This window comes from Gordonia sp. JH63 (assembly GCF_009856645.1).
In the GTDB taxonomy this organism is placed as follows: Bacteria; Actinomycetota; Actinomycetes; order Mycobacteriales; family Mycobacteriaceae; genus Gordonia; species Gordonia hongkongensis.
Window position 1 is genome coordinate 3,203,209 of sequence record NZ_CP047235.1, and the last position, 26,322, is coordinate 3,229,530.

The window sequence follows — 26,322 nt, forward strand, 5'->3', positions numbered from 1 at the left end:
CGAGAACGTCGGGGCATTTCGATCCGGTATGCGGACGAATCTGCCCCGTCCTTCACGCGGCCGGTGGCCAGAACCGAGTTGTTCGACGCCGACGTCCGCAGCGCCACCGGGTAGCCGAGCGACCTAGGGGGCCGGGATGTCCAGACCGAGGTCCAGGACGGTGACAGAGTGAGTCAGCGCGCCCACGGCCAGGTAGTCGACGCCGGTGCGGGCATAGTCGGCCGCGACGTCGAGCGACAGGCCTCCCGAGCTCTCCAGCTTGGTGCCCGGCGACCGGGTGTTGCGGCGCTGGACGGCCATCTGGGTCTCCCACGGCTCGAAGTTGTCCAGCAGGACCAACTGCGGTTCGAGTCCGAGGACCTCGTCGAGCTGGGCCAGCGAGTCGACCTCGACCTCGACCGGTAGGCCCGGCGCCGCCGCCCGGACCGCCTCCAGTGCCGCGGCGACCGAACCCGCGGCGACGACGTGGTTGTCCTTGACGAGGGCGGCGTCGCCGAGCCCCATCCGGTGATTGACTCCCCCGCCGGCACGAACCGCGTACTTCTGCAGATGCCGAAGACCCGGAAGTGTCTTGCGCGAGTCGCGGATTCGGGCGTCCGTACCCTCCACCGCCGCCACCCAGGCCGCGGTGGTCGTGGCGATCCCCGACAGGTGCGAGATCAGGTTGAGCGCCGTGCGTTCCGCGGTCAGCAGCGCTCGCGTCGGAGCGTGGACGGCGAGTACGACGGTGCCGGGTTCGACGCGGGTTCCGTCGTCGACGCGCGACGTGATCGTGTACTCGCCCGCCCCGATCACCTCGTCGAAGACCGCCTCGACCACCGGCACGCCGGCGATCACACCATGCGCGCGGCTGATGATCGCCGCGTCGACGACCGCGTCGGCGGGGACCGTGGACGTGCTCGTGACGTCGGGGCCGTATCGCAGATCCTCGTCGAGCGCGGTGCGGATCAACGCGCGGACCTCGTCGGTGACCGCGGCGCCGAGTTCACCGCCCGCGGCCTGGCCGACGAAGCCGCCGGCCGGGGCCGTCGTCGAGGGGGTGGAGCTGCTCACTCGCCCGATCCGGGGTTGCCGATCGCGATCATGCGCTCGACGCTCTTGCGCGCCTTCTCGGCGACGTCGGCGTCGACGAACACCTCGTCGCGACCCTCCCGCAGGCACCGGAGCATGGCCGCCGGGGTGATCATCTTCATGTAGGGGCACGATGCCCGGTCGTTGACCGCCTGGAAGTCGACGCCCGGTGCGGCCTTGCGCAACTGGTGCAGCATCCCGACCTCGGTGGCGACGAGCACCTGCTTCGCGCCGGTCTCGCGCGCGGCGTCGAGCATGCCGCCCGTCGACAGGATCTTCACCTTCTCCTCGGGAACGAAACCCTCGCCGGCCAGATACAGCGCCGAGGTCGCGCAACCGCATTCGGGGTGGATGAACAGGTCGGCGTCCGGGTGCGAGTTCGCCTGCGCGGTCAACTCGTCACCGTTGATGCCGGCGTGCACGTGGCATTCGCCCGCCCAGATGTGGATGTTGTCGCGGCCGGTCTCGCGCTTGACGTGCGCGCCGAGGAACTGGTCCGGCAGGAACAGGACGTCGCGGTCGGGATCGATCGACGCGACCACGTCGACCGCGTTCGACGACGTGCAGCAGATGTCGGTGAGGCCCTTCACCTCGGCGGTGGTGTTCACGTAGGACACCACCAGCGCATCGGGGAACTCGGCCTTCCAGGCCCGGAGTTCGTCCGCGGTGATCGAGTCGGCGAGCGAGCATCCGGCGCGCTCGTCGGGGATCAGGACCCGCTTCTCGGGGCTCAGGATCTTGGCGGTCTCGGCCATGAAGTGGACGCCGCAGAAGATGATCTCGTCGGAGTCGACCTCGGCGGCGATCCGCGAGAGGGCAAGAGAGTCGCCGACATGGTCGGCAACATCCTGGATGGCTGGGAGCTGGTAGTTGTGCGCGAGCAGCGTCGCGTTGCGCGCCTTGGCGAGGCGGCGGACCTCGTCCGCCCACTCCTGCGTCGGCTCCACGCCGGTGTAACCGCCCGGCGCGTCGTACCACGTCGCATCGACGAGCGCCGAGTCCTCGACTGCGGGCGCGGTCATCGACGTGAGGCGATCACTGGTGATGCTCATGTGCCACTCCTCTGGCTACCCGGCGACGAGTTCCGTCCCCGGGACGCTGGTTCCCCAGATCACGGGCCGTGTGTCCGAGGCAGGTTTTCGACTCATGGTCGAAAACGCTATGCATCGTAACATTCGCCACACTCACGGCATTCCCATGACCTCGTCGCCGGCGTTCTCGGCCCGCGATCCAGGCGGACGACGAGTTCAGCCACACATCAGAGCGTCGAGGTAGCGCTCGGTGAATCGCGACTGCGCAACCCGCCCGATCGGCCCGCCCAGACGCGTGAACCAACGCCCCGGACGCGAGAACGCGACGACATGCCCGATCACGGTGCCGTCGTCGAGCCATTCCACCCAGAAGCGCTCTTCGCCGATCTCGGGATGGCCGGGTAGCGTGCCGTACGCGAAGCCGCGCTCGCGCGGGGCGTCGATCACCTCGACGACCCGGCACCGTGCGGTGATCGCGAGGGGGCCGAGACCGGCGCGCAGGTCGACGTCGGTGCCGACAGTGGCCGCGGGGGTCGATTCGTCGACACCGAAGCCGGCATGACGATGCATGTCCCAGTTCATGATTCGCCGGCCGGCCGTGGCGAAGCAGGCAGATCCCGAGCCGATGACCCGTGACCGGCGCAGATGGTGGTAACCGGGCGGGAGCGTCCCGGCCGTCGCGCCGACCTCGGGATAGGTGAGATCCGATCGGTTCGCGGTCACCCGACTCGTGCCACCTCGGCGTCGAGCACGAGCGCCAGATCGTCGAGTGAGGTACCCAGCGCGCGAGCAAGCGCCGCGATCGTGGCGAAAGCGGGCGTCGGCATGCGTCCGGTCTCGATCTTGCGCAGGGTCTCCGGCGAGATACCCGCGACCGACGCCACATCGCCCAGCGGACGATCGCCGCGCAACTCGCGGAGACGGGCGCCGAGCCGGCGGCCGGCCGCGATCTGTTCCGGGGTCAGGGGGTTACGCACCATGTGGCGATCCTAGCGGGTCCGGTATACAAATACCGAGACGCGGTGGTATTTGTATACCGACCAGCGATCCGAAAGAACGCAATGACCACGAGAGGACGGGAATGGTCGAACTGAAGTCGCCTGCCGAGGTGGCCGCCATGGGAGTGACCGGGGCGTTCATCGCAGATCTCCTCGACGACCTCGCCGGACGCGCCGACGTCGGGGTCAACCTCCTCGAGCTCGAGGAACGCGCGCGGAAGCTCGTCAACGACCGCGGTGCACAGTCCTGCTACTGGGACTACTCGCCGTCCTTCGGCCGCGGCCCGTTCCGCAATGTGATCTGCCTGTCGGTGAACGACGCTGTCCTGCACGGACTCCCGCACGATTACGTCCTCGCCGACGGAGACCTGCTCTCGATGGACATCGCCGTCGCCATCGACGGCTGGGTGGCCGACTCCGCGCGCAGCGTCATCGTCGGCACCCCACGGCCCGACGATCAGCGACTCGTCGCGGCCACGGAAGAAGCACTGGGCGCAGCCATCGACGCCGCTCGTCCGGGCGGTCGGCTCGGCGACATCTCGGCCGCGATCGGAGCGGTCGCCGCCGCACACGGGTATCGGGTCAACACCGAGTTCGGCGGACACGGACTGGGCCGCACCATGCACGAGGATCCCCACGTCGCCAACGTGGGCCGGGCCGGACGCGGCATGAAACTACGCCCCGGCCTGACCCTCGCGCTCGAACCGTGGTTCACGCTCGGTTCCGAGCGCATCAAGTTCGACGCCGACGGGTGGACCATCCGGTCGTTCGACGGCTCCCGCGGCGCGCACAGCGAACACACGATCGCCGTCACCGATGGCGAGGCGCTGGTCCTCACCTCGCACGGGGGCGGGTAGTCGAGGTCACCAGGTGGCTTCGACACGGCGCCTCGCTTCGCTCGGAGCCGGCTCAACCAGCAGGGGGCGCCGGCTCAACCAGCGGGGGTCACCAGCACAACCAGCCGGGGGTCACCAGCACAACCAGCCGGGGGTCACCAGCACAACCAGCCGGGGGTCACCAGCACAACCAGCCGGGGGTCACCAGCACAACCAGCGGGGGCACCGGCTCAATTAGCAGGTGGGGCACTGGCTCAATTAGCAGGGAGGCGTCGACTCAACCAGCAGGGGCGCCAGCCGGGGGCTCCAACTCAACCAGCGGGGGTCACCAGCAGGGCGCACCCTACAATCGGGCGCATGCCATCCGCCGGGTCCGAGCCACCCATCGCCGACGGTGCGACCCTCCGGGTGGAAGTCCTGAGCGTCGTCTTCCAGATCCGCGTACCCCAGACCCGGAACACGCCGGACACCGACGACCCGTCGCTGTGTGTCCTGCTGTCGCGGTCCGCCGACGGCGTGTGGACACTTCCCGGCGGCGGGGTCGGCGCCGAGGAGACGTTGTCGGCGAGCGCACGCCGGCTCGTCGCGGACGCGCTCGACGTCCGTGAGATCGCGCACCTGGAACAACTGTCGGTCTTCTCCGACCCGCACCGGGTGCCCACGGTCCGCACCATCGCGTCGACCTACATGGGCCTCGTGCCCTCCGACGCCGACGCGACACCCCCCGACGCCGCGGGCTGGTTCGCCGTCGACGGATTACCGCCCCTGGCCTTCGATCACGCCGGGATCGTCGAGGCCGCCCGGCATCGACTTGCGGCCAAACTCTCCTACACCAACATCGCGTTCGCGCTGGCCCCCGCCCGGTTCCCGATGTCGGCATTGTCGGAGATCTACTGCGCCGCACTGGGTTATCCCGTGGACACGACCAACCTGCTCCGCATCCTGAGCCGGCGCGCGGTGGTGGTCGCCACCGGGACCGTCGGCAAGACCGGCCGTAACGGGGGTCGCCCGCCGGCGCTCTACGCCTTCGCGGAGAAGGAGCTACGCGTCACGGATGAGTTCGCGACGCTGCGCCCACCGATGTGAACACGTCCGCCGGCGGCTCGTCGGACTCGAGATCTCCGACGCCCAGATCGGCTGTCCGCGAGGATAACACGCAGACGAGGTACACCACGGCGAACGCGAACGGGGCACAGATGAGCAGCGTCCACGGCTCGCTCGAGCCGGACCGCGTCGCGCCGTCGAGCCACAGATCCGGCGCGACCCGGTAGACGGCGTCGACCGGCAGTGCGGTCGGATCGTCGTCGAACCGCAGGCCCGCGACCCACATCCCGACCGACGCCGCAAGCGCCGAACCTGCCACCGTCGCGAGGGCGGGCCACACGAATCCGGCGACCCCGCGCCACGTCCGGGCCGCAAACCACACGACGATGGCCGTGACCGCGCCGTAGGCGAACATCGTCAGGGCGAAGGCGCCCACGCCGGCGAAGTCGGCGGGGATGTCCTCGCGACGGAGACCCTCGAACACGACGCCGGTGGTCGGCGGGGTGAGGAGCGCCCAGACCGCCCCGGCGACGACGCCGATGAGGGCCACGCCGACGGTGACCGCGGCCAGTCGCGAGACCGTGCGGACCGGCGGTTTCACCGGCGACCCAGCTCCGACGAGTCGACCGTCCCGTGCCTCGAGCAGCGGGCATCCCATCCGTCGGGCCGCACCTGGACCACCATCCGGCGCCCGCACTGGCCACAGAAGCGAGGGGGTTCGAGACCCAACCGGGCAGCCGGCGGCACGGCGTCGGGAGCCTGCAGTTCCAGTTCGAGTCCGGTGAACACACCGAACCGGCACGGCTCGGCGAGAGGACCCGGGACGGTGTCGATCATGAGAACACGCTACCCATCACTGCGACGAACCCGTCAGATCGTGTCGTTCAACGACTTGATCGGCATGGACAGATCACTGAGGAGATCGAGATCGTCCTCGGCGGGCCGGCCGAGGGTCGTCAGGTAGTTGCCGACGATGACGGCGTTGATGCCGCCGAGGATGCCCTGCTTGGCCCCCAGGTCGCCGAGTGTGATCTCACGACCGCCGGCGAAGCGCAGGATGGTGCGCGGCAGCGCCAGACGGAAGGCAGCCACCGACTTGAGGGCCTCCGCGGCCGGCAGCACGTCGAGATCGCCGAACGGGGTGCCGGGGCGCGGGTTCAGGAAGTTCAGCGGCACCTCGTCGGGCTCGAGCGTCGCCAGTTCGGCGGCGAACTCGGCCCGTTGCTCCAGGGACTCGCCCATACCGAGGATGCCGCCGCAGCAGACCTCCATGCCCGCCTCCCGGACCATGCGCAGGGTGTCCCAGCGCTCCTCCCACGTGTGGGTCGTCACCACGTTCGGGAAGTGGCTGCGCGCGGTCTCGAGATTGTGGTTGTAACGGTGCACACCCATGTCGCGGAGCTGGTCGACCTGCTCCTGGGTGAGCATGCCCAGGCTGCACGCGATCTGGATGTCGACCTCGTTGCGGATGGCCTCGATACCTGCCGCGACCTGACTGAGCAGCCGCTTGTCGGGACCGCGGACCGCCGCGACGATGCAGAACTCGGTCGCACCGGTCTTCGCGGTCTGCTTGGCCGCCTCGACGAGGGAGGGGATGTCGATCCACGCACTTCGTACCGGCGAGGCGAAAAGTCCGGACTGGGAACAGAAATGGCAGTCTTCCGGGCACCCGCCGGTCTTCAGCGAGATGATGCCCTCGACCTCGACCTCGGGCCCGCACCAGCGCATCCGCACATCGTGGGCGAGCTGGAGCAGTTCGGTCAGCCGGTCGTCGGGCAACCGCAGAACCCGGAGAACCTGCTCCTGATCGAGCGGCTCGCCGCGGTCGAGCACCTGGTCACGGGCGATGGCGAGGATGTCGTCCGACGCCGGTGCCGAGGTGGCGGCGTCGACTGTTGCCTGGGTCACTGGTGATACTCCTTGGATGATTGTTCCGCTGCGGGAACGTGTTTCGGCGTCCGGACGAGCTGTTCCGGATGGCTGGGTGAAAGGGTCGCGAGCCACTCGTCGTCGAACCACGACGCTGCGTGGCGGCGGAACTCGTCGGGTTCGAGGTGCGCGGCGCCGGCGGGCAGGACCCCGACGACCGGCACCCCGGTCACCCGCGGCAGGTCGGTGCGGTTGCACCGCATCGCGAGGTCGGGATCGTCCGGCCACCAACCGATCACGAGTCCGGCGGGACGCAGACCGCGCGCCCGCACCGCGTTCACGGTGAGCTCGGCGTGATTCAGCGCGCCCAGCCCCGGCGCCACCACGACCACCACACCGTCGACGGTGTCGGGAACGAGGGTCGCCGCGGCGATGTCGAGGATCGTGGCCGACTCCCCCAGTCGCACCAGCACTCCGCCGGCACCCTCGACGAGGGTCAGGTCGTGTGACGCGGCCAGATCGTCCACGGCGCGGACGATCACCGCCGGATCGGCCAGTGGCATCCCGGCACGGCGCGCGGCAGTGTCGGGCGCGAGGGGTTCCGGGTAGCGGAGGAGCTCGACCGCGGTGACGTCGCCCGCCAGGCGTTGCACCTCGGCGAGGTCGCCGGGTTCGTCGGGACCGACGCCGGTCTGGACGGGTTTGCAGACAGCGACGCGCCCTTCGTGGCTCGTCGCTATCGCTCCTCGCACCTCAGGGAGCAGAGGATGGGCAGACGCTTGCGCTCCTCGCACCTCAGGGAGCAGGGGGTCGGCCACCTCAGGGAGCAGGGGGTCGGCCACCTCAGGGAGCAGGGGGTCGGCCACCTCAGGGGGCAGGCAGGCAGCGGCGAGTGCCGCGGTGGCGACGGTCTTCCCGACGTCGGTCGACGTCCCGGTGACGGCGAGGACCCTGCCGCGGCGTGCGGCGGTCACCGTGCACCGACTTCGCGCAGCGCGGCGTCGACGACGGCGGCCACGTGGTCGAGGGCAGCGGCATCGAGGTCGGCGCGCACCGTGATCCGCAGCCTCGAAGTCCCGACCGGGACCGAGGGCGGACGGAAACACCCGACGAGGACGCCACGGTCCCGGCACGCGGCAGCAGCCGCCACCGCGCGTTGCGGATCCCCGACGACGATCGAGATGACCGCCGCGGCGGGCTCTTCGACGCCACAGGCGAGCGCCAGGCGACGGGCGTTGTCGCGCAGTCGGTCCGGCAACCCGGGTTGCGCCCGCAAGATCGTCAGTGCGGCATGCGCGGCGCCGACCGCGGCCGGGTTCAGGCCGGTGTCGAAGATGAAGGTGCGGGCGCAGTCGATGAGGTGCGAGCGCAGTAGCTCCGACCCGAGGACCACACCGCCCTGCGCGCCGAGCGACTTCGACAGCACGGTCGTGACGATGAGATCGGGAGCACCCGAAAGTCCCCGTTCGGCAACGAGTCCCCGACCACCCGGCCCACGCACCCCGAGAGCGTGGGCCTCGTCCACGAGCAGGACGGCGCCGTGTGCGCGTGCCGCGGCATACAGATCCGCGACCGGCGCCGGTTCACCGTCGATGCTGTACACCGAGTCGGTGACGACGAGCGCCCGGTCCTCGGTACGTTCGGCGAGGGCCCGCCGGACCGCCTCGTGGTCGCCGCGGTCGACGACCACCACCCGGGCACGCGACAACCGGCAGCCGTCGATCAGCGACGCGTGGGTGCCGGTGTCGCTGACGATCAGGTCGCCGCGCGTCGCCAGCGCGGTGATCGCACCGACATTCGCCAGGTAGCCGGACGAGAAGACGAGTGCCGCATCGAATCCGAGGAAGTCGGCGAGATCGTGCTCGAGATCGACGTGTGCCTGGGTGGTGCCGACGACGAGGCGCGACGCGGTCGAGCCACCTCCCCACCGTTCCGCGGCGGCCCGCGCACCGGCGATCACCGCTGGGTGGGTCGACAACCCGAGGTAGTCGTTGGAACCGAGGTTGATCTCGTCGCCGGCCGCCCTGCGGACGTGTGGGCTGCGATGCAGGCCGGCCTCGGCGCGCGCACGGGCGGCGCCGGCCAGCCACGCCAGACCGATCTCTCCCCCGCCGCTGACCCGCGCATCGCCGTCGACCCTCGAATCCGGCTGCACCTGAATCGAAGTCATGACCGCACCACCGCCGGCTCGCGATCGCCGACCGTGGCATGCACGGCAGCGGACACTCCGCGCACGATCACCCCGATGTCATCGGGTGTGCAGATGAACGGCGGCATCGTATAGACGAGATTGCGGAACGGCCGCAGCCATGCCCCGGCCTCGACGGCCGCGTCGGTGGCCGCCACCATGTCGACCGGGCGATCGAGTTCGACGACGCCGATCGCGCCGAGGACCCGCACATCGACGACGCCGTGGCGATCACGCAGCGGTTCGAGTCCGTCGCGGAGCCCCCGCTCGATCGCCGAGACCCGCTCAGCCCACGGCGTTTCCAGCAGCAGTTCGATCGCTGCGACGGCCACCGCGCAGGCCAGCGGGTTGGCCATGAAGGTCGGGCCGTGCGCGAGTCCGCCCGCCTCCCCCGCACTGATCACCTGAGCGATCTCGGACGTGCACAGGGTCGCGGCGAGCGTGAGGTAGCCACCGGTGAGCGCCTTGCCGACACACATGATGTCGGGAGCGACGCCGGTGCCCGGCGCCGCGTCGGCCCCCGGGGCGGCGTCGGCCGCGAACAACGTTCCGGTACGGCCGAATCCGGTCGCGATCTCGTCGAAGATCAGCAGGACGTCGTGGCGGTCACAGATCTCCCGGAGCGCACGCAGATATGCCGCGTCGTGGAATCGCATGCCGCCCGCGCCCTGGACCACGGGTTCGACGATGACCGCGGCGAGCTCGTCGCGGTGCGCGCGCACGGTGCGCTCGAACTCGGCGACGTAGTCGGGCCGGAACTCGGCCGGCGGGGCGTCGACGAAGATCTGTTGTGCGAGAACACCCTTCCACATCGCGTGCATGCCGCCGTCGGGATCGCAGACGCTCATCGGGGTGAAGGTGTCGCCGTGGTAGCCGCCACGCCAGGTGAGCAGACGCGTGCGGCCGGACCGACCGCGGCTGCGCCAGTACTGCAGCGCCATCTTGACCGCCACCTCGACCGTCACCGACCCCGAGTCGCAGAAGAACACCTTCTCCAGGCCGGCCGGGGTGATCTCGACGAGGAGCTGCGCCAGCCGGGCGGCCGGTTCGTGGGTCAGACCGCCGAACATGACGTGCGACATCCGACCGAGCTGAGCCGCCGCGGCGGCGTCGAGTCGGGGGTGTCCATAACCGTGGATCGCCGCCCACCAGGAGCTCATCCCGTCGACCACCGATCGGCCGTCCGCGAGTTCGAGGCGGGCACCCGAGGCCGAGGCCACGACAAACGGCCGGGTGGCCGCCGGCAGCGCACCGTAGGGGTGCCAGATGTGGTCGGCGTCGATGCGACTGATCGCGTCGTGATCCATGAGGCACCTCCCGGACTGTCGTTACGCAGTCCTGGACACCGTCCAGGACCCTGAACACCGTACAGGGAGTCCTGAACGCTGTACAGGCCCGGGGTTCGATGCCCTGCCTCCGGGGTCACTACGCTGACGCGGGTGAGCAACAGTCGCACCGACGTTCTGCGCGCCGCCCGCGACATCCTGGGCGAGCACAGCCTGGCCGACCTGTCGATGCGACGCCTCGCCACCGAACTCGGCGTCCGCCCCAACGCGCTGTACTGGCACTTCCCCAACAAGCAGACCTTGCTGGCCGCGCTCGCCGACGACATCCTGGGTGCGGTCGCCATCCCCGACACCTCGCTGGCCTGGGACGAGCGCCTCGATCTGCTCGCGACCGACATGCGCAGCGCGCTCCTCGGAGTTCCCGACAGTGCCGAGGTCGTGTCGTCGAGCTGGGCCAGCGGCCTGTCGTCGAAGGCCATCACCGCCGACATCATCGCCGCCGGCACGGCCGGCGGTTTGTCCGTCCGCGACGCCGAGGCGGTCAGCACCGCACTGTGTCAGCTGGTCATCGGGCTCACCATCGAGGAACAGACGCGCGCGCAGATGGAGCGTCTGGGTGTCACCGGGCCGTCGGGTCGCGACTTCGCGGGCGAGTTCCGCGACGGGCTGGCCATCATCCTCGACGGAGCCCGGACGCGCCGCTCGCGGTGAACCCCGCGCGGCCCCGCAGACCGGTGCGCGAGTGTCGCGGTCGTCCGAATCGGTGTTTCACAGCTTCGGCGAGTACATTGCTAGCCGGTCATCCCGGCCCCGAGACCGATCTGTCCCCCACCGGAAAGAACACGCCCTGTGGCATCGACGACGCGAGTAGTGGCGCCGGAGTCGTCCCCCTCGACGCCGACGACGCCCGCATACCGCACCGACCTCGACGGCCTGCGCGGTATCGCCATCGCCCTCGTCGCCTGCTTCCACGTGTGGTTCGGCAAGGTCTCCGGCGGCGTCGACGTCTTCCTCACCCTCTCGGGATATTTCTTCGTCGGGTCGCTGCTGCGGCACGCGATCACGAGCCAGGCTCCGCACGTTTCCTTCCGCGACACGCTCAACCCGTGGCCACGGCTCAAACGTCTCCTCAAACGGCTGCTGCCGGCGCTGCTCACCGTCCTGATCGCGGTCACGGTGCTGACCCTGCTGATCCTCCCGCAGACCCGGTGGGCCAATGTCGGCCGCGAGGTCATCGCGAGCGCGCTGTACTACCAGAACTGGTATCTCGCGCAGAACTCCCAGGACTACCTCGCCGCGAGTTCGGCGAACAGCCCCCTGCAGCACATCTGGTCGATGTCGGTGCAGGGCCAGTTCTTCGTCCTGACCCTGCTCGTCGCCCTCGCGTTCGCGGCGTTGCTCAAGGTCGGTGCCCGCGTCGCCCGGCCGTTCGCCGACCCGCGGGTCATCAGGTTCCTCGTCGGCGGCGCGGTGTTGGTCGTCGCGCTCGCCTCGTTCTACTGGGCGCACCGCGGCCTGGCGATCAACCAGCCGTACAACTACTACGACACGATCTCCCGTCTGTGGGAACCGCTGGCCGGCGGCCTGCTCGCGATCTGGTTGCCGTCCCTGCGAATCCCGAACTGGCTGCGCAACATCGCGACCGTCTTCGCGCTCGCGCTGATCGTCAGCTGCGGGTTCTGGATCGAGGGTGTCAACGCCTACCCCGGTCCGATGGCGCTGGTGCCGGTCGGCGCGACACTGCTGATCATCTGGGCGGGCGCGACGGCGTTGCAGAAGCCACCTCGGGGGTCCCATGCCGCGGCCACCGAGATGCCCGTCACGAACCGCTGGCTCGCGAGCAGGTGGCCGGTCTGGCTCGGGACGATCGCGTATTCGCTGTACCTGTGGCACTGGCCGCTGCTGATCTTCTACCTGACCTGGCGCGACAAGAACCATGCCAACTTCGTCGAGGGCGTGCTCATCCTCGCGGCGTCGGTCGGGCTCGCGTGGCTCACCAAGCGCTACATCGAGGACCCGCTGCGCGGCGGCGATCGTTCGGCGCTGAGCCGCGGCCGCCGCGACGGACGGTCGCGGTGGCTGTCGTACACGTCGGTCGTCACCTCGATCCTCGTGGTGGCGACGCTCGTCACCGGCGTCGGCATCACCGTGTGGGAGCGGCACGTCGCGAACATCGTCGTCGACACCAAGAACCTCGACCCGAGGTCGTACCCGGGGGCCCGAGCACTGCTCGACGGCTGGCCGGTGCCCGCCCTCGACCCACAACCGTCGGCGCTGGAGGTCATCAAGGACTTCCCCGAGACCTCCACCGACGGGTACATGAGCGACTTCACCGACAACGAGATCCACGTCGGCACCTACGGCGATCCGACCGCGACGCGCACCATCGCGCTCGCCGGCGGATCGCATGCCGAGATGTGGATCTCGGCGCTGGACACCCTCGGCAAGCGCAACGGTTTCAAGGTGAAGACCTACCTCAAGATGGGGTGCCCGCTGTCGACGAACCGGGTACCCAAACAGCGCGGCGTGCCCTACCCGGAGTGCTACGACTGGGGACAGCGCGTCATCGACCGCGTCATCGCGGACAAGCCGGACGCGGTGCTGACGAATTCGACGCGACCGCGGGACTACGAACCCGGCGACTGGGTGCCACCGGATTACGTGCCGATCTTCGACCGTTTCCTCGACGCCGGGGTGCCGGTGTTGGGCATGCGGGACACCCCGTGGCCGAAGAACGCGAAGGGCACCATCGACACCCCGATCTGCCTCGCCGACGGCGGCGACGCCGAGAGCTGCGGGTCGCGCCGCAGTGCTGTCCTCTCACCCGAGGACCCGGCGGCGGAGCTGGCCGCCACGCGACCCGACTTCCACCCCCTCGACATGTCCGACGGGATCTGCGATGCCGAGCGGTGCCCGGCGATCGTCGGCAACATCACCGTCTACAAAGACCCGCACCACCTGAGTGCGACCTATGTCCGCAGCCTCACCGACGAGCTGGGGCGCCAGATGGAGGCGCAACTGCCGTGGGCTGGTCCCGCGGTGCCGTGACGGTCGGCGGAAGTCGCGGGCTTCCTCGGGAAGCGGCGGGTGGGGCAGCCCACATCTGACCCGACCGGCCGCGTCCTGAGATGACCGTCCGCGGCAACGCGACTAGGGTCGACCCATGACGTCGTCGAAGGCGGGTAAGACCGGACCGCCGGCCCCCGGTGAACAGCCGGGTGATCCCGACTCCACTCCCGATTCAGATTCCACTGCCGATCCCGGCTCCCCCTCGGAGCCCCGCGCACCGGAGTCCGACACCACCTCGACGACGGCAGCACCTCCGAGCGGCGGCAAGACCATCGCCGACCCCGTACCGATGCCGTCCGACCCGATCCAGGCCGAGGCGCTGGTCCAACCGGAACCGGCCCCGATCCCGGTGTGGCCGGGTACTCCATACCCCCTCGGCGCCACCTATGACGGTGTGGGAACGAATTTCTCGCTGTTCTCCGAGGTGGCCGAAGCCGTCGAGCTGTGCCTGATCGACCGCGAGGGCCACGAGCGTCGGATCCGGCTCGAAGAGGTCGACGGTTACTGCTGGCACTGCTATCTGCCCAACGTCGGTCCCGGCCAGTTCTACGGCTTCCGCGTCTACGGCCCGTACGACCCGTCGCGGGGATTGCGTTGCGACCCGAGCAAACTCCTGCTCGATCCGTACGGCAAGGCCTTCCACGGCGACTTCGACGGCGACGCATCGCTGTTCTCCTACCCGCTCCCGACGCCGCCCGAGGACACCGACGAATCGGCCGTCGACGACGACGCATCCGAAACCCCCGAGACCGGGGCCGCCGACACCGGGACCGGCGGTGGCGGGACCGACGAGGGCGCGGTCGACGATGCCGACGAGCCGACGACCGAGGCAGGCGATGCGGCCGATCCCGCCGCTGAGGCAGGCGAGTCCGACGCCGATGCCGCGCCCGCGGAGCACGAGGACATCCCCGATGCCGAGCCGGTCAATCCGATGCCGCAATTGGACTCACTCGGGCACACCATGGTCTCGGTGGTGATCAACCCCTACTTCGACTGGCAGAACGACCGGTCGCCCAATCGTCCGTACCACCAGACGGTCATCTACGAGGCGCACGTCAAGGGCATGACCGCGACCCATCCCGACATCCCCGAGTACCTGCGCGGCACGTACGCGGGGCTGTGCCATCCGGTGATCATCGATCACCTCAAGGAGTTGGGCATCACCGCCATCGAACTGATGCCCGTGCACCAGTTCATGCAGGACTTCGTCCTGCGCGATCAGGGTCTCCGAAACTACTGGGGCTACAACACCTTCGGATTCCTGGCACCGCACATCGAGTACTCGTCGAACCCCGACCAGCCGGCCAGCGCGGTGACCGAGTTCAAGGCGATGGTGCGTGAGTTCCACAACGCCGGCATCGAGGTCATCCTCGACGTCGTCTACAACCACACCGCCGAGGGCAACCACCTCGGACCCACCGTGTCCTTCCGCGGCATCGACAACGCCGCCTACTACCGGCTCGTCGACGGCGATCCCGAGATGTACATGGACTACACCGGAACCGGCAACAGCCTCAACGGTCGTCATCCGCACACGCTGCAGCTCATCATGGATTCGCTGCGGTACTGGATCCTCGAGATGCACGTGGACGGCTTCCGTTTCGACCTCGCGTCCACGCTGGCCCGCGAACTGCACGACGTCGATCGGCTGTCCGCGTTCTTCGATCTGGTGCAGCAGGACCCGGTGGTCAGTCAGGTGAAACTGATCGCCGAGCCCTGGGACATCGGCGAGGGTGGTTACCAAGTGGGCAACTTCCCGCCGCTCTGGACCGAATGGAACGGCAAGTACCGCGACACCGTCCGCGACTACTGGCGCGGCGAGCCGTCCACCCTGGGCGAGTTCGCCTCCCGGCTCACCGGATCGTCGGATCTGTACGAGGCGACCGGCCGACGGCCGCTCGCGAGCATCAACTTCGTCATCGCCCACGACGGTTTCACGCTGCGGGACCTGGTGTCCTACAACGAGAAACACAACATGGCCAACGGCGAGGACAACCGGGACGGCGAGAGCCACAACCGGTCGTGGAACTGCGGAGTCGAGGGACCCACCGACGATCCCGAGATCAACGCACTGCGCGCACGGCAGCAGCGGAACATCCTGGCGACGTTGTTCCTGTCGCAGGGCACTCCGATGCTCGCACACGGCGACGAGATCGGGCGTACGCAACAGGGCAACAACAACGTCTACTGCCAGGACTCCGAATTGTCCTGGATGGACTGGACTCTCGCCGAGGAGAACGCCGACCTGCTGGAGTTCACCCGCAAGGCCATCGCGCTGCGCACCGGACATCCGGTCTTCCGGCGTCGTAAGTTCTTCGGCGGCAAGCCGATCCGGTGGGGCGACCAGGCACTCGACATCGCCTGGCTCACGCCCGCGGGCCAGGAGATGACCGCCGAGGACTGGGACAGCGGGTTCGGCAAGAGCCTTGCCGTGTTCCTCAACGGAAACGGACTCGGCGAGAAGGACGAACGCGGCGAGCTGGTCGTCGACGACTCCTTCTTCATCTGCTTCAACGCCCACTACGAGGACCTGGACTTCACCCTCCCGCCGACGTGGTACGGCAACGAGTGGGTCGGCGAACTGGACACGACGCATCCCGTGGGGGACAGCGAACTGACGGCCTCCGCCGGCGAGTCGGTGTCCGTCGGTGCCCGCTCCGTCCTGGTCCTGCGAAAGACCTCGTGACTCGTATGAGCAACCGCCCGACCCCGCACGCGACGTACCGGCTTCAACTACACGGCGACTTCGGATTCGCCGATGCAGCGGGGATTCTCGACCACCTCGTCGAGTTGGGGATCAGCCACGTCTACCTCTCCCCGATCGGTACGGCGTCGGCCGGGTCTACGCACGGCTACGACTGGTTGCCGCCGCCGGCGGTCTCCGCCGTGCTGGGCGGGATCGACGGGTTGCGCGAACTGCGTTCCGCCGCAGCCCGACGCGGACTGGGTCTGATCATCGACATCGTCCCGAACCACACCGGGGTCGCCGATGCACTCGCCAACCCGTGGTTCGCCGACCTGCTCCGCCACGGCCCGGCATCGGAGTACGCGCACTATTTCGACGCCGACTTCAGCGACGACAACGGTGCCGACGGGAAGCTGGCCCTGCCGATCGTCGCCGCCGATGGGGACCTGAGCCCGCTCGAGATCGACGAGCACGGGAATCTGCGGTACTACGATCACGCGTTCCCGATCGCTCCCGGCACCGCGGGAGACATTCGGCCCGCTCGCTCCGCTCCCGGCGCCGGCGGAACACCGGGTGAGGTCCACTCCCGCCAGCACTATCGGCTCGTGCCGTGGAACAGCGGCCTGATCGGCTACCGGCGGTTCTTCACGGTCAACGAACTCGCCGGTCTGCGCCAGGAGGACCCGGAGGTCTACGACGCGACGCACCAGTGGCTGCGTGAGTTGCTCGACGCCGACCTCATCGACGGTGTGCGCGTGGATCATCCGGACGGTCTGTGGGACCCCCAGGATTATCTGCGCCGATTGCGAGCGGACGTGGGCGACGACCGTCTCCTCTACATCGAGAAGATCCTGGCGCCGGATGAGCCCCTCGAACCGACACTGCCGGTCGAGGGCACCACCGGGTACGACCACATGCGCGTGATCGATGCCGTGTTCGTGGCGCCGGCCGGCGTCGCCCAGCTCACCGAGCTACACGAACGGATCACCGGCGAGAGCGGTGACGCGCGGTGGGTGGAGGCCGCCGAGCACGATCGCAAACTCCGCACCGTGCGGGAGTCGTTCCCGGCGGAGCTCAGACGTCTCGTGCGCGCCGTCACCACGCGCGTCGAGGGATCACCGGCCTCGGATCCGGACGTGATCGCCACCGCCTGCGCCGAACTGATCGCCGCGCTCGGGGTCTACCGGGCGGACTACCCGTCGTTGCGTCCACGTCTACTCGCCGTCGCCACCGGGATCGCCGAGGCGAAACCCGAACTGCGTGCCGCGATCGACCTCATCGTGCGGGAGACGGCGGTGCCCGGCGAGGCGACATCGAGGCTGGCGCAGACCTGCGGAGCGGTGACCGCGAAGAGCGTCGAGGACAGCTTGTTCTACCGGACGGCCCGGCTCGTCTCCGCCCAGGAGGTCGGTGGCGATCCCGCGAATCCCGTCATGTCGCTGGCCGATTTCCACGAGCACAACGCCGAGCGCGCCGCGCGGTGGCCGCTGGCCATGACGGCCACGTCGACGCACGACACCAAACGCGGTGAGGACGTGCGCGCGCGGATCGCGGTGCTCGCCCAGATCCCCGACCGCTGGTCCCAGCTCGTCGAGGAGGTCTGGCGCGAGACCGACGTGCCGGATGACCTGACCGGCTATTTTCTGCTGCAGAACATCGTCGGGGTCTGGCCCACCGAGGACCCGGTCACCGATGAGTTGCGGGGCCGGTTGATCGAGTACGCCCGTAAGGCGACTCGCGAGGCCGGTCTGCGCACCACGTGGACCGAGGTGAACGAGGAGTTCGAGGCCGCGGTCGAGACCTGGATCGGCCAGGTCACCAGCGGGGACGTCGCATCCTCGGTCGCCGAACTCGTCGACCGCATCGGACCGGCGTGGGAGCAGGAAGCGCTGGCGCGCAAGGCGATCGCGATCCTCGGGCCCGGGGTCCCCGACATCTATCAGGGCACCGAGTGGTGGGAGGACTCCCTCGTCGATCCCGACAATCGACGACCGGTCGACTTCGGCCGGTCGACCGAGCACCCGAAGACCCGACTCGTCCAGGCAGCTCTCCGTGCCCGGGCCGCGCATCCCGATGCGTTCGCCGTTGCGGGCACCTATCAGCGACTGACCGCCGACGGGCCCGCCGCCGACCACACCATCGCGTTCGTGCGCGGCACCGGCGACACCCCCTCGGTCGTCGTGGTGACCGCCCGGTTCACCCACAGCCTCGACCACGATGCCGCGGCCGCGACGTCGATCGCCCTGCCCCCGGGGTTCCGGTGGCGCGACGACCGAACAGGGTCGGTGTACGAGGGATCGGTCGACCTCGCCTCGGCCCGTGCCGAACACCCCGTGGCGATACTCGTCCGAACGTGACGCCCACCCACCACTGATAGACGAGCGCGCCCCCGAATCGGTGGCGCGCTCGTCCATTGCCGGTGAGTGTGTCGGCCCGGATCAGCCGCCCGGCGCGGGCTGCGGTGCCGGCGACGGCTGCGGTGCCGGCGACGGCTGGGGTGCCGGCGCACCTGCGGCGCCGGGCAGCGACTGCGACGGATCGATCTGACCGCTGGGGCTCCCCGGCGGACCGTCGACCTCGGACACCAGCCACTTGCCGTCTTCCTTGCTGAGGTCCAAGCGGAAGACCATCAGGCTGGTACCGCCGCTGGGCAACTTGACGCTGCGGCCGGTCACCTCCGCCATCACCACGGTCTTGGCGGTGTCGGCATCGACGGTCTCGACGGCAACCACGCTGATCGTCGAGGACACCTCGATGTTCAGGGACTCCACATTGGCCTCGGTGTCGGCCCGTTCCTGCTCGAGGCGGTTGCGCAACTCCCCCGTCGACAGCGGACCCAGCAGTTCCTTCGAGTTGCCCGCGTTGTCGGCGTTGAGCGTCGTCACGAGCTTCGTGACGAAGTCGGCCGAGGCCGTCTTGGAATCGGCGAACGCGTCGGCCTCCCGCTGGAGGTCGTAGGCGCGCCAGCCGAAGAACGCCACCAGCGCGATGAGGGCAACCGCGACGATGGCGGCGAGAACCTTCTTGATCCCGCCGCCGGTGACCGTGAACGAGATCTCGCGACGATCCGAACCCGCCTTCGATGATGCTGCCGGCGACGGGTCACCCGCGGCACCGGAGGCGTCGGCACCGTCGGTCTCGGACGTGCTCGCCGCCGTGCCGGTTCCGCTCCGTCGAGCCGACTTCCCCCGCGGCGTCGCCGCGGTCCCGGCGTCGTTCGTGTCCTCCGCGCTCGTCGCCCCATCGGTGTGATCGGCTGCGACATCCCCGCTCTCGGGCGACGTGCTGTCGGCCTTCTCGTCCGTCGGATTCACGTCGGTATCAGTACGATCTGGGTCATTCCGGTCAGTCATCTACAGGTCACACAACTTGTCTGTCGTCGTCGAGTGGCCGTCAGTCGTCGAGCGGCCCATCACTTGTCGAGCGGAACGGTACGGGCGTTCGGGTCGTAACCCGGCGGCGGTCCCGCGGTGTCGTCGCCCGGTGGCCGCGGCGCATTGGCCGAGCCACGGATCTGCTGACGCGGATCCTCGGTCACACAGTACAGATTGGTCGGGATGGCCAGCTCGAGGATCTGCGTCGGGCGCCGCGGCGTCACCGGGTAGTTGCAGCTCGGACGGGGGTATACCGACCCGAAGGCCCACCACGCACCGTCGTGGAACATGGTGAGGCTCTTGACACTGGCATCGCGGATCGCGGGGAACAGCGTCGCGAGCGCCGGCGCACGCAACGCACCCTGCTCGGCGATGTCGACGAACTGCTTCGTCACATCGGTGATCGGATCCGTCAACTGGTTGATCGACCCCGCCAGGCTCGTGAACTGCGAGGGACCTCGGTCGAGGAGCTCGCGGAGTTCCTTGTCGGAGGCAGCCGCCGAGTTGACCAGCGAACTCAATCCCGCAACCGTCGTGCCGAGGTCGGGCTGGATCTGTGCCGTGGTCTTGAAGATGGTCCCCGCGTTCTGGATTAACTTGGTGGTCTCCGGCAGCGCGGTGTACAGCTTCGCGAAGATCGTGCCACCGGAATCGAAGATGACGGACAGGTCGTTCGTGCCGTCCTCGTCGTAGAGAGCGATCTTCAGATTGTCCACGGCGGAACGGAGTTTCGCCGGATCGATCTGGTTGATCAGTTCCAGCGAGGACTCGAGCAGTTGCGAGAACGGCACGGTGACCTCGGTCTGGTCGGCCCGGATGACGTCCCCGTCCTCCAGGTAGGGACCGTCGGACGTGTCCGGCTGGAAATCGACGTACTGCTCGCCCGCAGCCGACAGACCCAGTGCCGCAACGGTGGTGTCGCGGTTGATCTTGTACCGGTCCTCGACCGTGACGACGACCTCCACCGAATCCGGTTGCACCCGAACGGTGTCGACGTCGCCGATGCGCGCGCCGCGCAGTGTGACCCCGGACGTCTCCTGCAGACCGCCGGAGATCGGGAACTGGATGGTGAGCTTGTACTTGTCGGCGAACGGCTGCCACCGCAGGATGCCCAGGGCGAGATAGCTGAGTCCGACGACCATGACCAGTACCAGGGCGATGTTGCCCACGAGTACCGAATTCCGGCGTAGGACACCGAATATGCCGCTCATCCGCAACACCCCCTCGTCCCCGTGATCCGCGCCAGCAGACGGGTCAGTGTCTGCTGCAACGCCGCCGAACCCTCGTCCACGTCCTGGATCTCGGGCAGTCTGCTCGCCGAGTCGAAGCCGACACCCGGGCTGAGCCAGTAGACCTTCGATGACACCGCCGCCGCGCTACCCGGTGTGGACTTGACCCACTTCGGCGTGAGCTCGTGCAGGTTGTCGGCCAGTGATCCGAGCGGACCCGCGGCCTGCCGGAGCCCGGCCAGCACCGTCGACAGATGGCCCAGCATCTCGACCAGGTTGTCCTGATCGCTGTCGAGGAAGTCGTTGGTGGCCGCGGTGACCTGCTGGGTCTTGTCCAGGGTGGTCAGGATCGTGGCGATCTGCCCGTTCAGCGACTCGAGCGCCGGACCCAGTTTGTTGATCGACGCCATGATCTGCGCACGCCCGTCGGCGAGCTGACCGCTGAGCACCCGCGTGGCGGCCAGCGACCGATCGACCGCCGCCGAACTCTGGTTCAGCTTCCGGATGCCGGTGGTCAGGCCCCGGATGGCGCCGTTGAGATCCGACGGGTTCGTCGCGACCGCGCTGCTCAGCTCGGTGAGGATGATCGTCAGCGAGTTCAGCGAACCGCTGTCCACGACCCCGCTCATGCTGATCAGCAGATCCTCGACCGTCGCCGCGGCCGACGTCGGACCGGTGAGCGTGTCCCCGTCCACCATCAGACCGTCGCGCGCCTCGATCGGCGGCAGCAGGGCGACGAAGACGTCGCCCAGCGGTGTGGCCTGGCGGAGCTCGGCGCCGGTCCCGACCGGGAGCTTGGTCTTCTTGCTGACCTGCATGGTCACCACGGCGGTGTAGTCCTTGGCGACGAGGTCGGTGACCTGTCCGACATCGGTTCCGTTGAGCTTCACCTTCGCCTGCGCCGGCAGGTTGAGCGCGTTGGCGAAGTTCGCGGTGATCGTGATCGAGTCACCGATGCCGCCGGGTGCGGGCAGCGGGATCTGCTCGACCGTGAGACTCGGGAGGAGTCCGCAACCGGTGAGTCCCATGAGCGCCGCGAGCAGCACCGCCATGACCCCGCCTCGGCGGACCCGGCCGTGGGATCGCGCCGGGCGCCCGGGGCCGTCCGAACGGCTCAGCGAATCCATTGTCGCCGTTCTCATTTCGTCAGCTCCAGCATCGCCGAGTAGATACCGAGGTCGGGACCGAAGTCCTTGAGCTTGCCCGTTCGGCAACCGTCCTTCTGCAGGTTGATCGCCTCACAGAACTCGGCGAGGAGTTCGTTGTCGAGGAGCGTCTTGTCGAGCAGCACCTGCGTGCGCCACGCGCCCTGTTCGGCCGAGATCGAGTTGCTCAGGTTCTGGAAGAGCAGCGGGCCGACGTCGACCGTCTCGACGACCTGCCGCGAGTAGTCCCCGAGATTGGCGGTCAGCGCGGCGAGCCGGTCGAACGACACCGACATGGTGTTGGTGTTGTTCTGCAGGAACACGGTGGTGTTCTGCAGCGTCTGATTCAGGTTGGCCAGGGTGGCGAGCAGACCGGGCGCCTGGTCTCCCAGCAGCTGCGACACCTGGTTGACCGACTCGGAGAACGCCGTCATCTTCGGATAGTTCTGCACCAGGGTGGTGGTCAGACCCTCGATGGTCTCGAGGATGTCGACGAGGGCATCGCTGTTGCCCGCCACCACATCGGACGCCCCGCCGAGTTCGTCGAGCGCCGCGCGGATCTCCTCGCCGTTGCCGGTGGCGATGCCGGAGGTGATGTCGATCATCTCCGCGAGAGGGCCGGGTCCTTCTCCCTCACCCTTGAGGGCCACCACCAGACCGTCGATGGCGTCGAACAGCTCGCCGACCGACACCGGGGCCTTCGTCTCTTTCAGGACCGAGCCGTCCTCGAGCTTCGGTCCGCCGTCGTAGGCGGGCGACAACTCGATATGGCGGGTGGTGACGATCGAAGTGTTGACGATCGCCGCCGTGGCGTCGGCCGGGACGGGGACGTCGCTGTCGATCGTCATGGTCACCTTGACGCGCTCGCCCTGCGGCTCCACCGCGGTGACCTGACCGACCGGCATGCCGAGGACCGCGACGTCGTTGCTGACGTAGAGCCCGGCGACGTTGTCAAAGTAGGCCGTGACCTCGATGGCCTGTCCGAGCGCCGCCTTCCAACTCCCCGGGATCATCGAGCAACCGGAGAGCCCCAGGATGCCGAGCAGCGCGACCCCGACCAGCAGGATCGGGCGGCGGAGTCCATGGGCGTGCATCGTCGTACCTGCCGTCCTGTCCGGGCTCATCGTTTCCGGGCTCAGCATCCGTCCACCACCCGGGCCAGGCACAGCCAGTTGTCGGGGAAGATGCCCCACGGCAGATAGCCGTTCGCGTAGGGCCCGTCGCCGATGACGTTGTTGGTCAGGCGCGCGGTGACCGGGAGGATCTCCAGCAATTTGCGGAGGTTGTTGCGGTTCTTCTCCAGACCCTGGGTGATCGTGTTCAGGTTGGCCATGATGGGCGCGAACTGGTTGGCGTTCTCGCCGGCCACCGCGGTCGCCTGCTCGGTGAGTTCGGCGATGCCGTCGAGCATCCGGGTGACCAGTTCTTCACGCGCAACGATTTTCTGGGTCAGGTCGCGTCCCTGACCCACGATCACGGCGAGCTGGGCCTGATTGTCGTTGACGATGTTGGTGATCGTCTTGGTGTCGGCGATCAATTGGTTGATCTGGTCCTTGCGATTCGTGATGACCTTCGACATCTGGGTGAGCGCCTCGAAGGTCGGCTCGGTGATCGCCGGTACGCCGGCGAGCTGCCGGTTGAGGGTGCGGATGCTCTCGGAGAGCGTCCGGTCGTCGATCCCGGTCAGGATCGGCGCGCCCGCCTCGATGGTGCGCTGGAGATCGTAGGGCACGGCGGTCTTCGCGATGTGCCCGTCGGGTGCATCCTCCGGCGAATCTCCCAGCGACACATCGATGTAGCGCTGACCCAGCAACGTCGACATCTTGATCTCGGCGGAACCGTTGGACGTCACCCGGACGTCGCTGTCGACCTTCATGGTGATGGCGACGTGCTGTCCGGCGAGTTCGGTGTCGGTGACCTCACCGACGTCGATACCGGCGACGCGGACCTTGTCCCCCGGCCGGATACCGCCGGCCTGGGCGAAGTCGCCGGTGAGGGTCTTCTTGCCCAGATGCGCAGTCGCGAGAGCGGTCACGCCGAGCAACAGGGCGACGATGACCACGGCGCCGATCACGCCGAACCACACGCGCCGGTTGTCACGGAAACTCCTGCGGAACCAGCTCATCGGCACACCACCGAGTGATTCGTGCCGCCGATCTTGTTGAAGATCCCGGGCGGTAGCAGGACGTCGCCGATCGCGACGTCGAGATCACATGCATAGATGTTCAAGTAAGCGCCCTCACCGAGCACGAGCGGGAAATGACCGAGGAAGATCGGCGCGTCGACCGCCATCCGATCGAGTTTGGCGCCATTGCTGATCAGGGTGTTGGTCGCGATCCGGCCGTCCGTCGCGGCGTCGGCGAGACTCTGTCGGCTCTCACTCAGCACGTCGGCGAATCCGCTTGCGGTGCGGCCGATGTCGGTCACCGCACTGCCGAACGCCGCGGAGTTCGAGTTGAGGTTTGCGATCAGCGCCGACATCGACTCGATGACGGTGCCCAGCTGACCGCCCTGGCGCGACAGGTCGCGCATGACCGCACTCAGGTTGTTGATGATCGCGCCGAGCACGACGTCCCGGTTGGCCGTGTCCTCCGCGAGGCGGCCGACCTCGGCGACCGTGTAGCTCAAGGACACCGAATTGCCCTGGAACGCCTGGATCAAGCCCTCGGACAGGGCGTTGACCTGTTCCGGGGTGAGGGTCTCGAAGACCGGCTGGAACCCGGCGAGCAATGTGGTGACGTCGAAGGAGTCCTCGGAGGGGAGCTCGAGCGTCGACCCCGGGTCGAGCGGCGTGCTCTCCCGATCCGGGACCAGCGTCAGGTTCAGATATCGCTGCCCGATGAGGTTCTGGTAGCGGATCGCCGCCCGGGTGTTGGTGTACACCTGCTGGTTGTCCTGCACCTCGAAGGTGACCCGGGCGCGGCCGTCGGCGAGTTCGATCCCGTCCACACGACCGACGCGGACTCCGGCCATGCGGACGTCGTCGCCCTCGGCCAGACCCGAGGCGTCACCGAAATAGGTGGTGTAGCTGTTGGTCGTCCCCGGCACCGAGCGCTCCAGCGTCGAGAAGATCACGTAGGTGACCAGCAACGCGGCGATCCCGAAGATGGTGAAACCGATCAGCGGTTTGCGGATCGATTCCGAAGCCGCGCTCATCGTCCTCCTCCTTGGCCGTCGCCACCCCGGCCCGGCTCGGCGGCGTTGCGCACCTCGAGCGTCTGGACCAGGGGGCCCAGCATGATCGTGTCCGCTGCCGACGGGGTACGGCGCAAGACGGTGCCGAGGGTCTTGTTGTCGGCATCGGTGGTGACATTGCCGACCGGCTTGTTCCGGCGCATCCCGTCGGACGGATAGATCGACAGCGGACCCGACATCGTCGGCCCCGTGCCCGTGCCCGGTCCCACGCAGCCGGGGCCGCGCAGTGTGCCGTAGGGGCCGCCGTCGTACACCGGGCAGTTCTGCCGGGTGTAGCGCTGGAAGGCGCCGAAGCTGACACCGATGTTGAGCTGCACGTGACCGTTGGTGCCGGTGAACACCGTCAGCACCCTCGCGGCCAGGTTGTTCAGTGCGATCACGCCCTGCGGCAGCGAGTTCGGCTCGAGGACGAGCGCACCCAGCATGCGGTTCAGATCGGTCACCAGACGCTGACCGCTGTCGCCATTGCGCGCGAACAGCAACTGGGTCTGATCGAGCAGGCCCTGACTCGCCGTCAACACCGCGGTCAGGTCACGCTGCTTCTCCGCGATGGTGATCGCCGGGATCACGCTGCGGCCCAGGGTGTCCAGCAGTTGCGGCGCCGACTGCGACAGTCCGGTGAGCGCGGCATCGAAGTTGTCGAAACCCGGGGGCGCGCCCGGCGGGAACTGGGCGTTGATCGAGTCGAAGTAGTTCTTCAGGACGGGGACGAACGACCCGAACACCGAGCCGCCGCCCTTCAGCGCGTCGGCGATCGTGCCGAGCACCTGCGCCAGTTCCTCCGGCGGCACCGCGTCGAGGATCCGCTTCAGCTCGTTCTGGGCGTCCTGCAGCTTGATCGTCTCGAGCGAGTCGTCGGCCGGGATCACATCGCCGGCGGACAACCGGTCGGCACCCACCTCGGCGGGCTGCACCAGCTCGACCGAGTTGACACCGAACAGATTCGACGGAACCGTACGCGCGGTCACCGAGGCAGGAATGCCTTCCGCCTGGGCGGGCTGGATGTCGATGGCGACGTTCTTGATCAACCGGGACGCGTCGGCCTGTGCGGAGTCCTCGACGCTGATCGACTTGACCGTGCCGACGATCAGCCCGTTGTAGCGGACGTCGGCACCGGTGGACAGCCCGTCGCCGACATCGACGAGGTCGGCGGTCACGGCCACCGTCTTGCTGAACGTGCCCTGATATCGCATGAACAGCAGCACGAAGATCACCAGCAGGACGAGCAGGAAGGCGACTCCGCGCAGCACGTATTGCAGCAGCGAGGGATTGCGCCCGTCGGTCGCGATGTTCACGGTCTC

At 68.4% G+C, this 26,322-nt stretch carries 23 protein-coding genes; 6 read left to right on the plus strand and 17 right to left on the minus strand.

Translation table 11 applies throughout. The features are described 5' to 3' along the window. Positions 1–123: 123 nt before the first annotated feature. The 4 genes from nadC to GR168_RS14245 form a co-directional block, all read right to left on the minus strand. Positions 124–1,053 (minus strand): carboxylating nicotinate-nucleotide diphosphorylase, encoded by a 930-nt coding sequence (gene nadC / locus GR168_RS14230; RefSeq protein WP_055476575.1) that lies wholly within the window; start codon positions 1,051–1,053, stop codon positions 124–126. Beyond that, positions 1,050–2,123, minus strand: coding sequence for a quinolinate synthase NadA (gene nadA, locus GR168_RS14235; protein ID WP_055476574.1), 1,074 nt, complete (start codon positions 2,121–2,123; stop codon positions 1,050–1,052). The genes nadC and nadA overlap by 4 nt, the downstream gene beginning before the upstream one ends. Before the next feature lie 195 nt (positions 2,124–2,318). Next, the gene (locus GR168_RS14240) at positions 2,319–2,825 is read right to left on the minus strand and encodes a DUF1990 domain-containing protein (protein ID WP_159371014.1); all 507 of its coding nucleotides are present in this window, start codon (positions 2,823–2,825) and stop codon (positions 2,319–2,321) included. Continuing rightward, positions 2,822–3,082, minus strand: a complete 261-nt coding sequence (locus GR168_RS14245; protein WP_159371015.1) for a helix-turn-helix transcriptional regulator — start codon at positions 3,080–3,082, stop codon at positions 2,822–2,824. The genes GR168_RS14240 and GR168_RS14245 overlap by 4 nt, the downstream gene beginning before the upstream one ends. Before the next feature lie 101 nt (positions 3,083–3,183). On the opposite strand from GR168_RS14245, the gene map reads away from it, so the two are divergent. Then, positions 3,184–3,957 carry a type I methionyl aminopeptidase gene (gene map / locus GR168_RS14250; RefSeq protein WP_065632333.1) on the plus strand — a complete coding sequence of 258 codons (774 nt, stop codon included), beginning with the start codon at positions 3,184–3,186 and terminating at the stop codon, positions 3,955–3,957. A gap of 336 nt (positions 3,958–4,293) precedes the next feature. Beyond that, a complete protein-coding gene (locus tag GR168_RS14255; protein ID WP_159371016.1) occupies positions 4,294–5,022 on the plus strand; it encodes an NUDIX domain-containing protein in 729 nt (242 codons plus the stop codon). Here GR168_RS14255 and GR168_RS14260 read toward each other — a convergent pair. From GR168_RS14260 to GR168_RS14285, 6 genes are read right to left on the minus strand one after another with little or no spacing between them, the layout of a single operon-like run. Further along, on the minus strand, positions 4,985–5,581 hold the full coding sequence (locus GR168_RS14260) for a DUF2567 domain-containing protein (RefSeq protein WP_159371017.1): 597 nt from the start codon (positions 5,579–5,581) through the stop codon (positions 4,985–4,987). The genes GR168_RS14255 and GR168_RS14260 overlap by 38 nt on opposite strands. Then, positions 5,578–5,817 carry a hypothetical protein gene (locus GR168_RS14265; RefSeq protein WP_055476568.1) on the minus strand — a complete coding sequence of 80 codons (240 nt, stop codon included), beginning with the start codon at positions 5,815–5,817 and terminating at the stop codon, positions 5,578–5,580. The genes GR168_RS14260 and GR168_RS14265 overlap by 4 nt, the downstream gene beginning before the upstream one ends. A 33-nt stretch (positions 5,818–5,850) precedes the next feature. Further along, the gene (gene bioB / locus GR168_RS14270; RefSeq protein ID WP_058251749.1) at positions 5,851–6,888 is read right to left on the minus strand and encodes a biotin synthase BioB; all 1,038 of its coding nucleotides are present in this window, start codon (positions 6,886–6,888) and stop codon (positions 5,851–5,853) included. Then, positions 6,885–7,823, minus strand: a complete 939-nt coding sequence (bioD, locus tag GR168_RS14275; protein ID WP_159371018.1) for an ATP-dependent dethiobiotin synthetase BioD — start codon at positions 7,821–7,823, stop codon at positions 6,885–6,887. The genes bioB and bioD overlap by 4 nt, the downstream gene beginning before the upstream one ends. Continuing rightward, on the minus strand, positions 7,820–9,019 hold the full coding sequence (locus GR168_RS14280; RefSeq protein WP_159371019.1) for an 8-amino-7-oxononanoate synthase: 1,200 nt from the start codon (positions 9,017–9,019) through the stop codon (positions 7,820–7,822). Before GR168_RS14280 ends, bioD begins: the two co-directional genes overlap by 4 nt. Next, a complete protein-coding gene (locus tag GR168_RS14285) occupies positions 9,016–10,344 on the minus strand; it encodes an adenosylmethionine--8-amino-7-oxononanoate transaminase (protein ID WP_159371020.1) in 1,329 nt (442 codons plus the stop codon). Before GR168_RS14285 ends, GR168_RS14280 begins: the two co-directional genes overlap by 4 nt. Before the next feature lie 132 nt (positions 10,345–10,476). On the opposite strand from GR168_RS14285, the gene GR168_RS14290 reads away from it, so the two are divergent. The 4 genes from GR168_RS14290 to treY all read left to right on the plus strand — a co-directional run bounded on the left by GR168_RS14290 (position 10,477) and on the right by treY (position 18,435). Then, positions 10,477–11,034 carry a TetR family transcriptional regulator gene (locus GR168_RS14290; RefSeq protein ID WP_055476563.1) on the plus strand — a complete coding sequence of 186 codons (558 nt, stop codon included), beginning with the start codon at positions 10,477–10,479 and terminating at the stop codon, positions 11,032–11,034. 159 nt (positions 11,035–11,193) lie between these two features. Continuing rightward, the gene (locus GR168_RS14295) at positions 11,194–13,371 is read left to right on the plus strand and encodes an acyltransferase family protein (protein WP_159371021.1); all 2,178 of its coding nucleotides are present in this window, start codon (positions 11,194–11,196) and stop codon (positions 13,369–13,371) included. A 310-nt stretch (positions 13,372–13,681) separates the two neighbouring features. Further along, on the plus strand, positions 13,682–16,078 hold the full coding sequence (glgX, locus tag GR168_RS14300; protein WP_238995095.1) for a glycogen debranching protein GlgX: 2,397 nt from the start codon (positions 13,682–13,684) through the stop codon (positions 16,076–16,078). Positions 16,079–16,083: 5 nt separating this feature from the next. After that, positions 16,084–18,435 carry a malto-oligosyltrehalose synthase gene (gene treY, locus GR168_RS14305; protein ID WP_159371023.1) on the plus strand — a complete coding sequence of 784 codons (2,352 nt, stop codon included), beginning with the start codon at positions 16,084–16,086 and terminating at the stop codon, positions 18,433–18,435. 81 nt (positions 18,436–18,516) lie between these two features. On the opposite strand, the gene GR168_RS14310 is transcribed toward treY, so the two are convergent. From GR168_RS14310 to GR168_RS14340, 7 genes are read right to left on the minus strand one after another with little or no spacing between them, the layout of a single operon-like run. Further along, positions 18,517–19,431 carry a hypothetical protein gene (locus GR168_RS14310; protein ID WP_159371024.1) on the minus strand — a complete coding sequence of 305 codons (915 nt, stop codon included), beginning with the start codon at positions 19,429–19,431 and terminating at the stop codon, positions 18,517–18,519. Positions 19,432–19,490: 59 nt separating this feature from the next. Continuing rightward, positions 19,491–20,663, minus strand: a complete 1,173-nt coding sequence (locus tag GR168_RS14315; RefSeq protein WP_159371025.1) for an MlaD family protein — start codon at positions 20,661–20,663, stop codon at positions 19,491–19,493. Then, on the minus strand, positions 20,660–21,808 hold the full coding sequence (locus GR168_RS14320) for an MlaD family protein (protein ID WP_159371026.1): 1,149 nt from the start codon (positions 21,806–21,808) through the stop codon (positions 20,660–20,662). Before GR168_RS14320 ends, GR168_RS14315 begins: the two co-directional genes overlap by 4 nt. A gap of 11 nt (positions 21,809–21,819) precedes the next feature. After that, on the minus strand, positions 21,820–22,920 hold the full coding sequence (locus GR168_RS14325; RefSeq protein ID WP_159371027.1) for an MCE family protein: 1,101 nt from the start codon (positions 22,918–22,920) through the stop codon (positions 21,820–21,822). A 41-nt stretch (positions 22,921–22,961) separates the two neighbouring features. Then, positions 22,962–23,951 carry an MCE family protein gene (locus GR168_RS14330; RefSeq protein ID WP_055476590.1) on the minus strand — a complete coding sequence of 330 codons (990 nt, stop codon included), beginning with the start codon at positions 23,949–23,951 and terminating at the stop codon, positions 22,962–22,964. Continuing rightward, entirely contained in the window at positions 23,948–24,982 is a 1,035-nt protein-coding gene (locus GR168_RS14335; protein ID WP_159371028.1) for an MCE family protein, read from the minus strand. The genes GR168_RS14330 and GR168_RS14335 overlap by 4 nt, the downstream gene beginning before the upstream one ends. Next, positions 24,979–26,316, minus strand: a complete 1,338-nt coding sequence (locus tag GR168_RS14340) for an MCE family protein (RefSeq protein ID WP_159371029.1) — start codon at positions 26,314–26,316, stop codon at positions 24,979–24,981. Before GR168_RS14340 ends, GR168_RS14335 begins: the two co-directional genes overlap by 4 nt. Positions 26,317–26,322 lie beyond the last annotated feature (6 nt).

Excerpts from the sequence above, each read along its gene's own strand:
- nadA (WP_055476574.1), bottom strand. The coding sequence starts at position 2,123 with ATGAGCATCACCAGTGATCGCCTCACGTCGATGACCGCGCCCGCAGTC.
- GR168_RS14245 (WP_159371015.1), bottom strand. The coding sequence starts at position 3,082 with ATGGTGCGTAACCCCCTGACCCCGGAACAGATCGCGGCCGGCCGCCGG.
- map (WP_065632333.1), top strand. The coding sequence starts at position 3,184 with ATGGTCGAACTGAAGTCGCCTGCCGAGGTGGCCGCCATGGGAGTGACC.
- GR168_RS14255 (WP_159371016.1), top strand. The coding sequence starts at position 4,294 with ATGCCATCCGCCGGGTCCGAGCCACCCATCGCCGACGGTGCGACCCTC.
- GR168_RS14265 (WP_055476568.1), bottom strand. The coding sequence starts at position 5,817 with ATGATCGACACCGTCCCGGGTCCTCTCGCCGAGCCGTGCCGGTTCGGT.
- GR168_RS14280 (WP_159371019.1), bottom strand. The coding sequence starts at position 9,019 with ATGACTTCGATTCAGGTGCAGCCGGATTCGAGGGTCGACGGCGATGCG.
- GR168_RS14285 (WP_159371020.1), bottom strand. The coding sequence starts at position 10,344 with ATGGATCACGACGCGATCAGTCGCATCGACGCCGACCACATCTGGCAC.
- glgX (WP_238995095.1), top strand. The coding sequence starts at position 13,682 with ATGCCGTCCGACCCGATCCAGGCCGAGGCGCTGGTCCAACCGGAACCG.
- treY (WP_159371023.1), top strand. The coding sequence starts at position 16,084 with ATGAGCAACCGCCCGACCCCGCACGCGACGTACCGGCTTCAACTACAC.
- GR168_RS14310 (WP_159371024.1), bottom strand. The coding sequence starts at position 19,431 with ATGACTGACCGGAATGACCCAGATCGTACTGATACCGACGTGAATCCG.
- GR168_RS14315 (WP_159371025.1), bottom strand. The coding sequence starts at position 20,663 with ATGAGCGGCATATTCGGTGTCCTACGCCGGAATTCGGTACTCGTGGGC.
- GR168_RS14320 (WP_159371026.1), bottom strand. The coding sequence starts at position 21,808 with ATGGATTCGCTGAGCCGTTCGGACGGCCCCGGGCGCCCGGCGCGATCC.
- GR168_RS14325 (WP_159371027.1), bottom strand. The coding sequence starts at position 22,920 with ATGCACGCCCATGGACTCCGCCGCCCGATCCTGCTGGTCGGGGTCGCG.
- GR168_RS14330 (WP_055476590.1), bottom strand. The coding sequence starts at position 23,951 with ATGAGCTGGTTCCGCAGGAGTTTCCGTGACAACCGGCGCGTGTGGTTC.
- GR168_RS14335 (WP_159371028.1), bottom strand. The coding sequence starts at position 24,982 with ATGAGCGCGGCTTCGGAATCGATCCGCAAACCGCTGATCGGTTTCACC.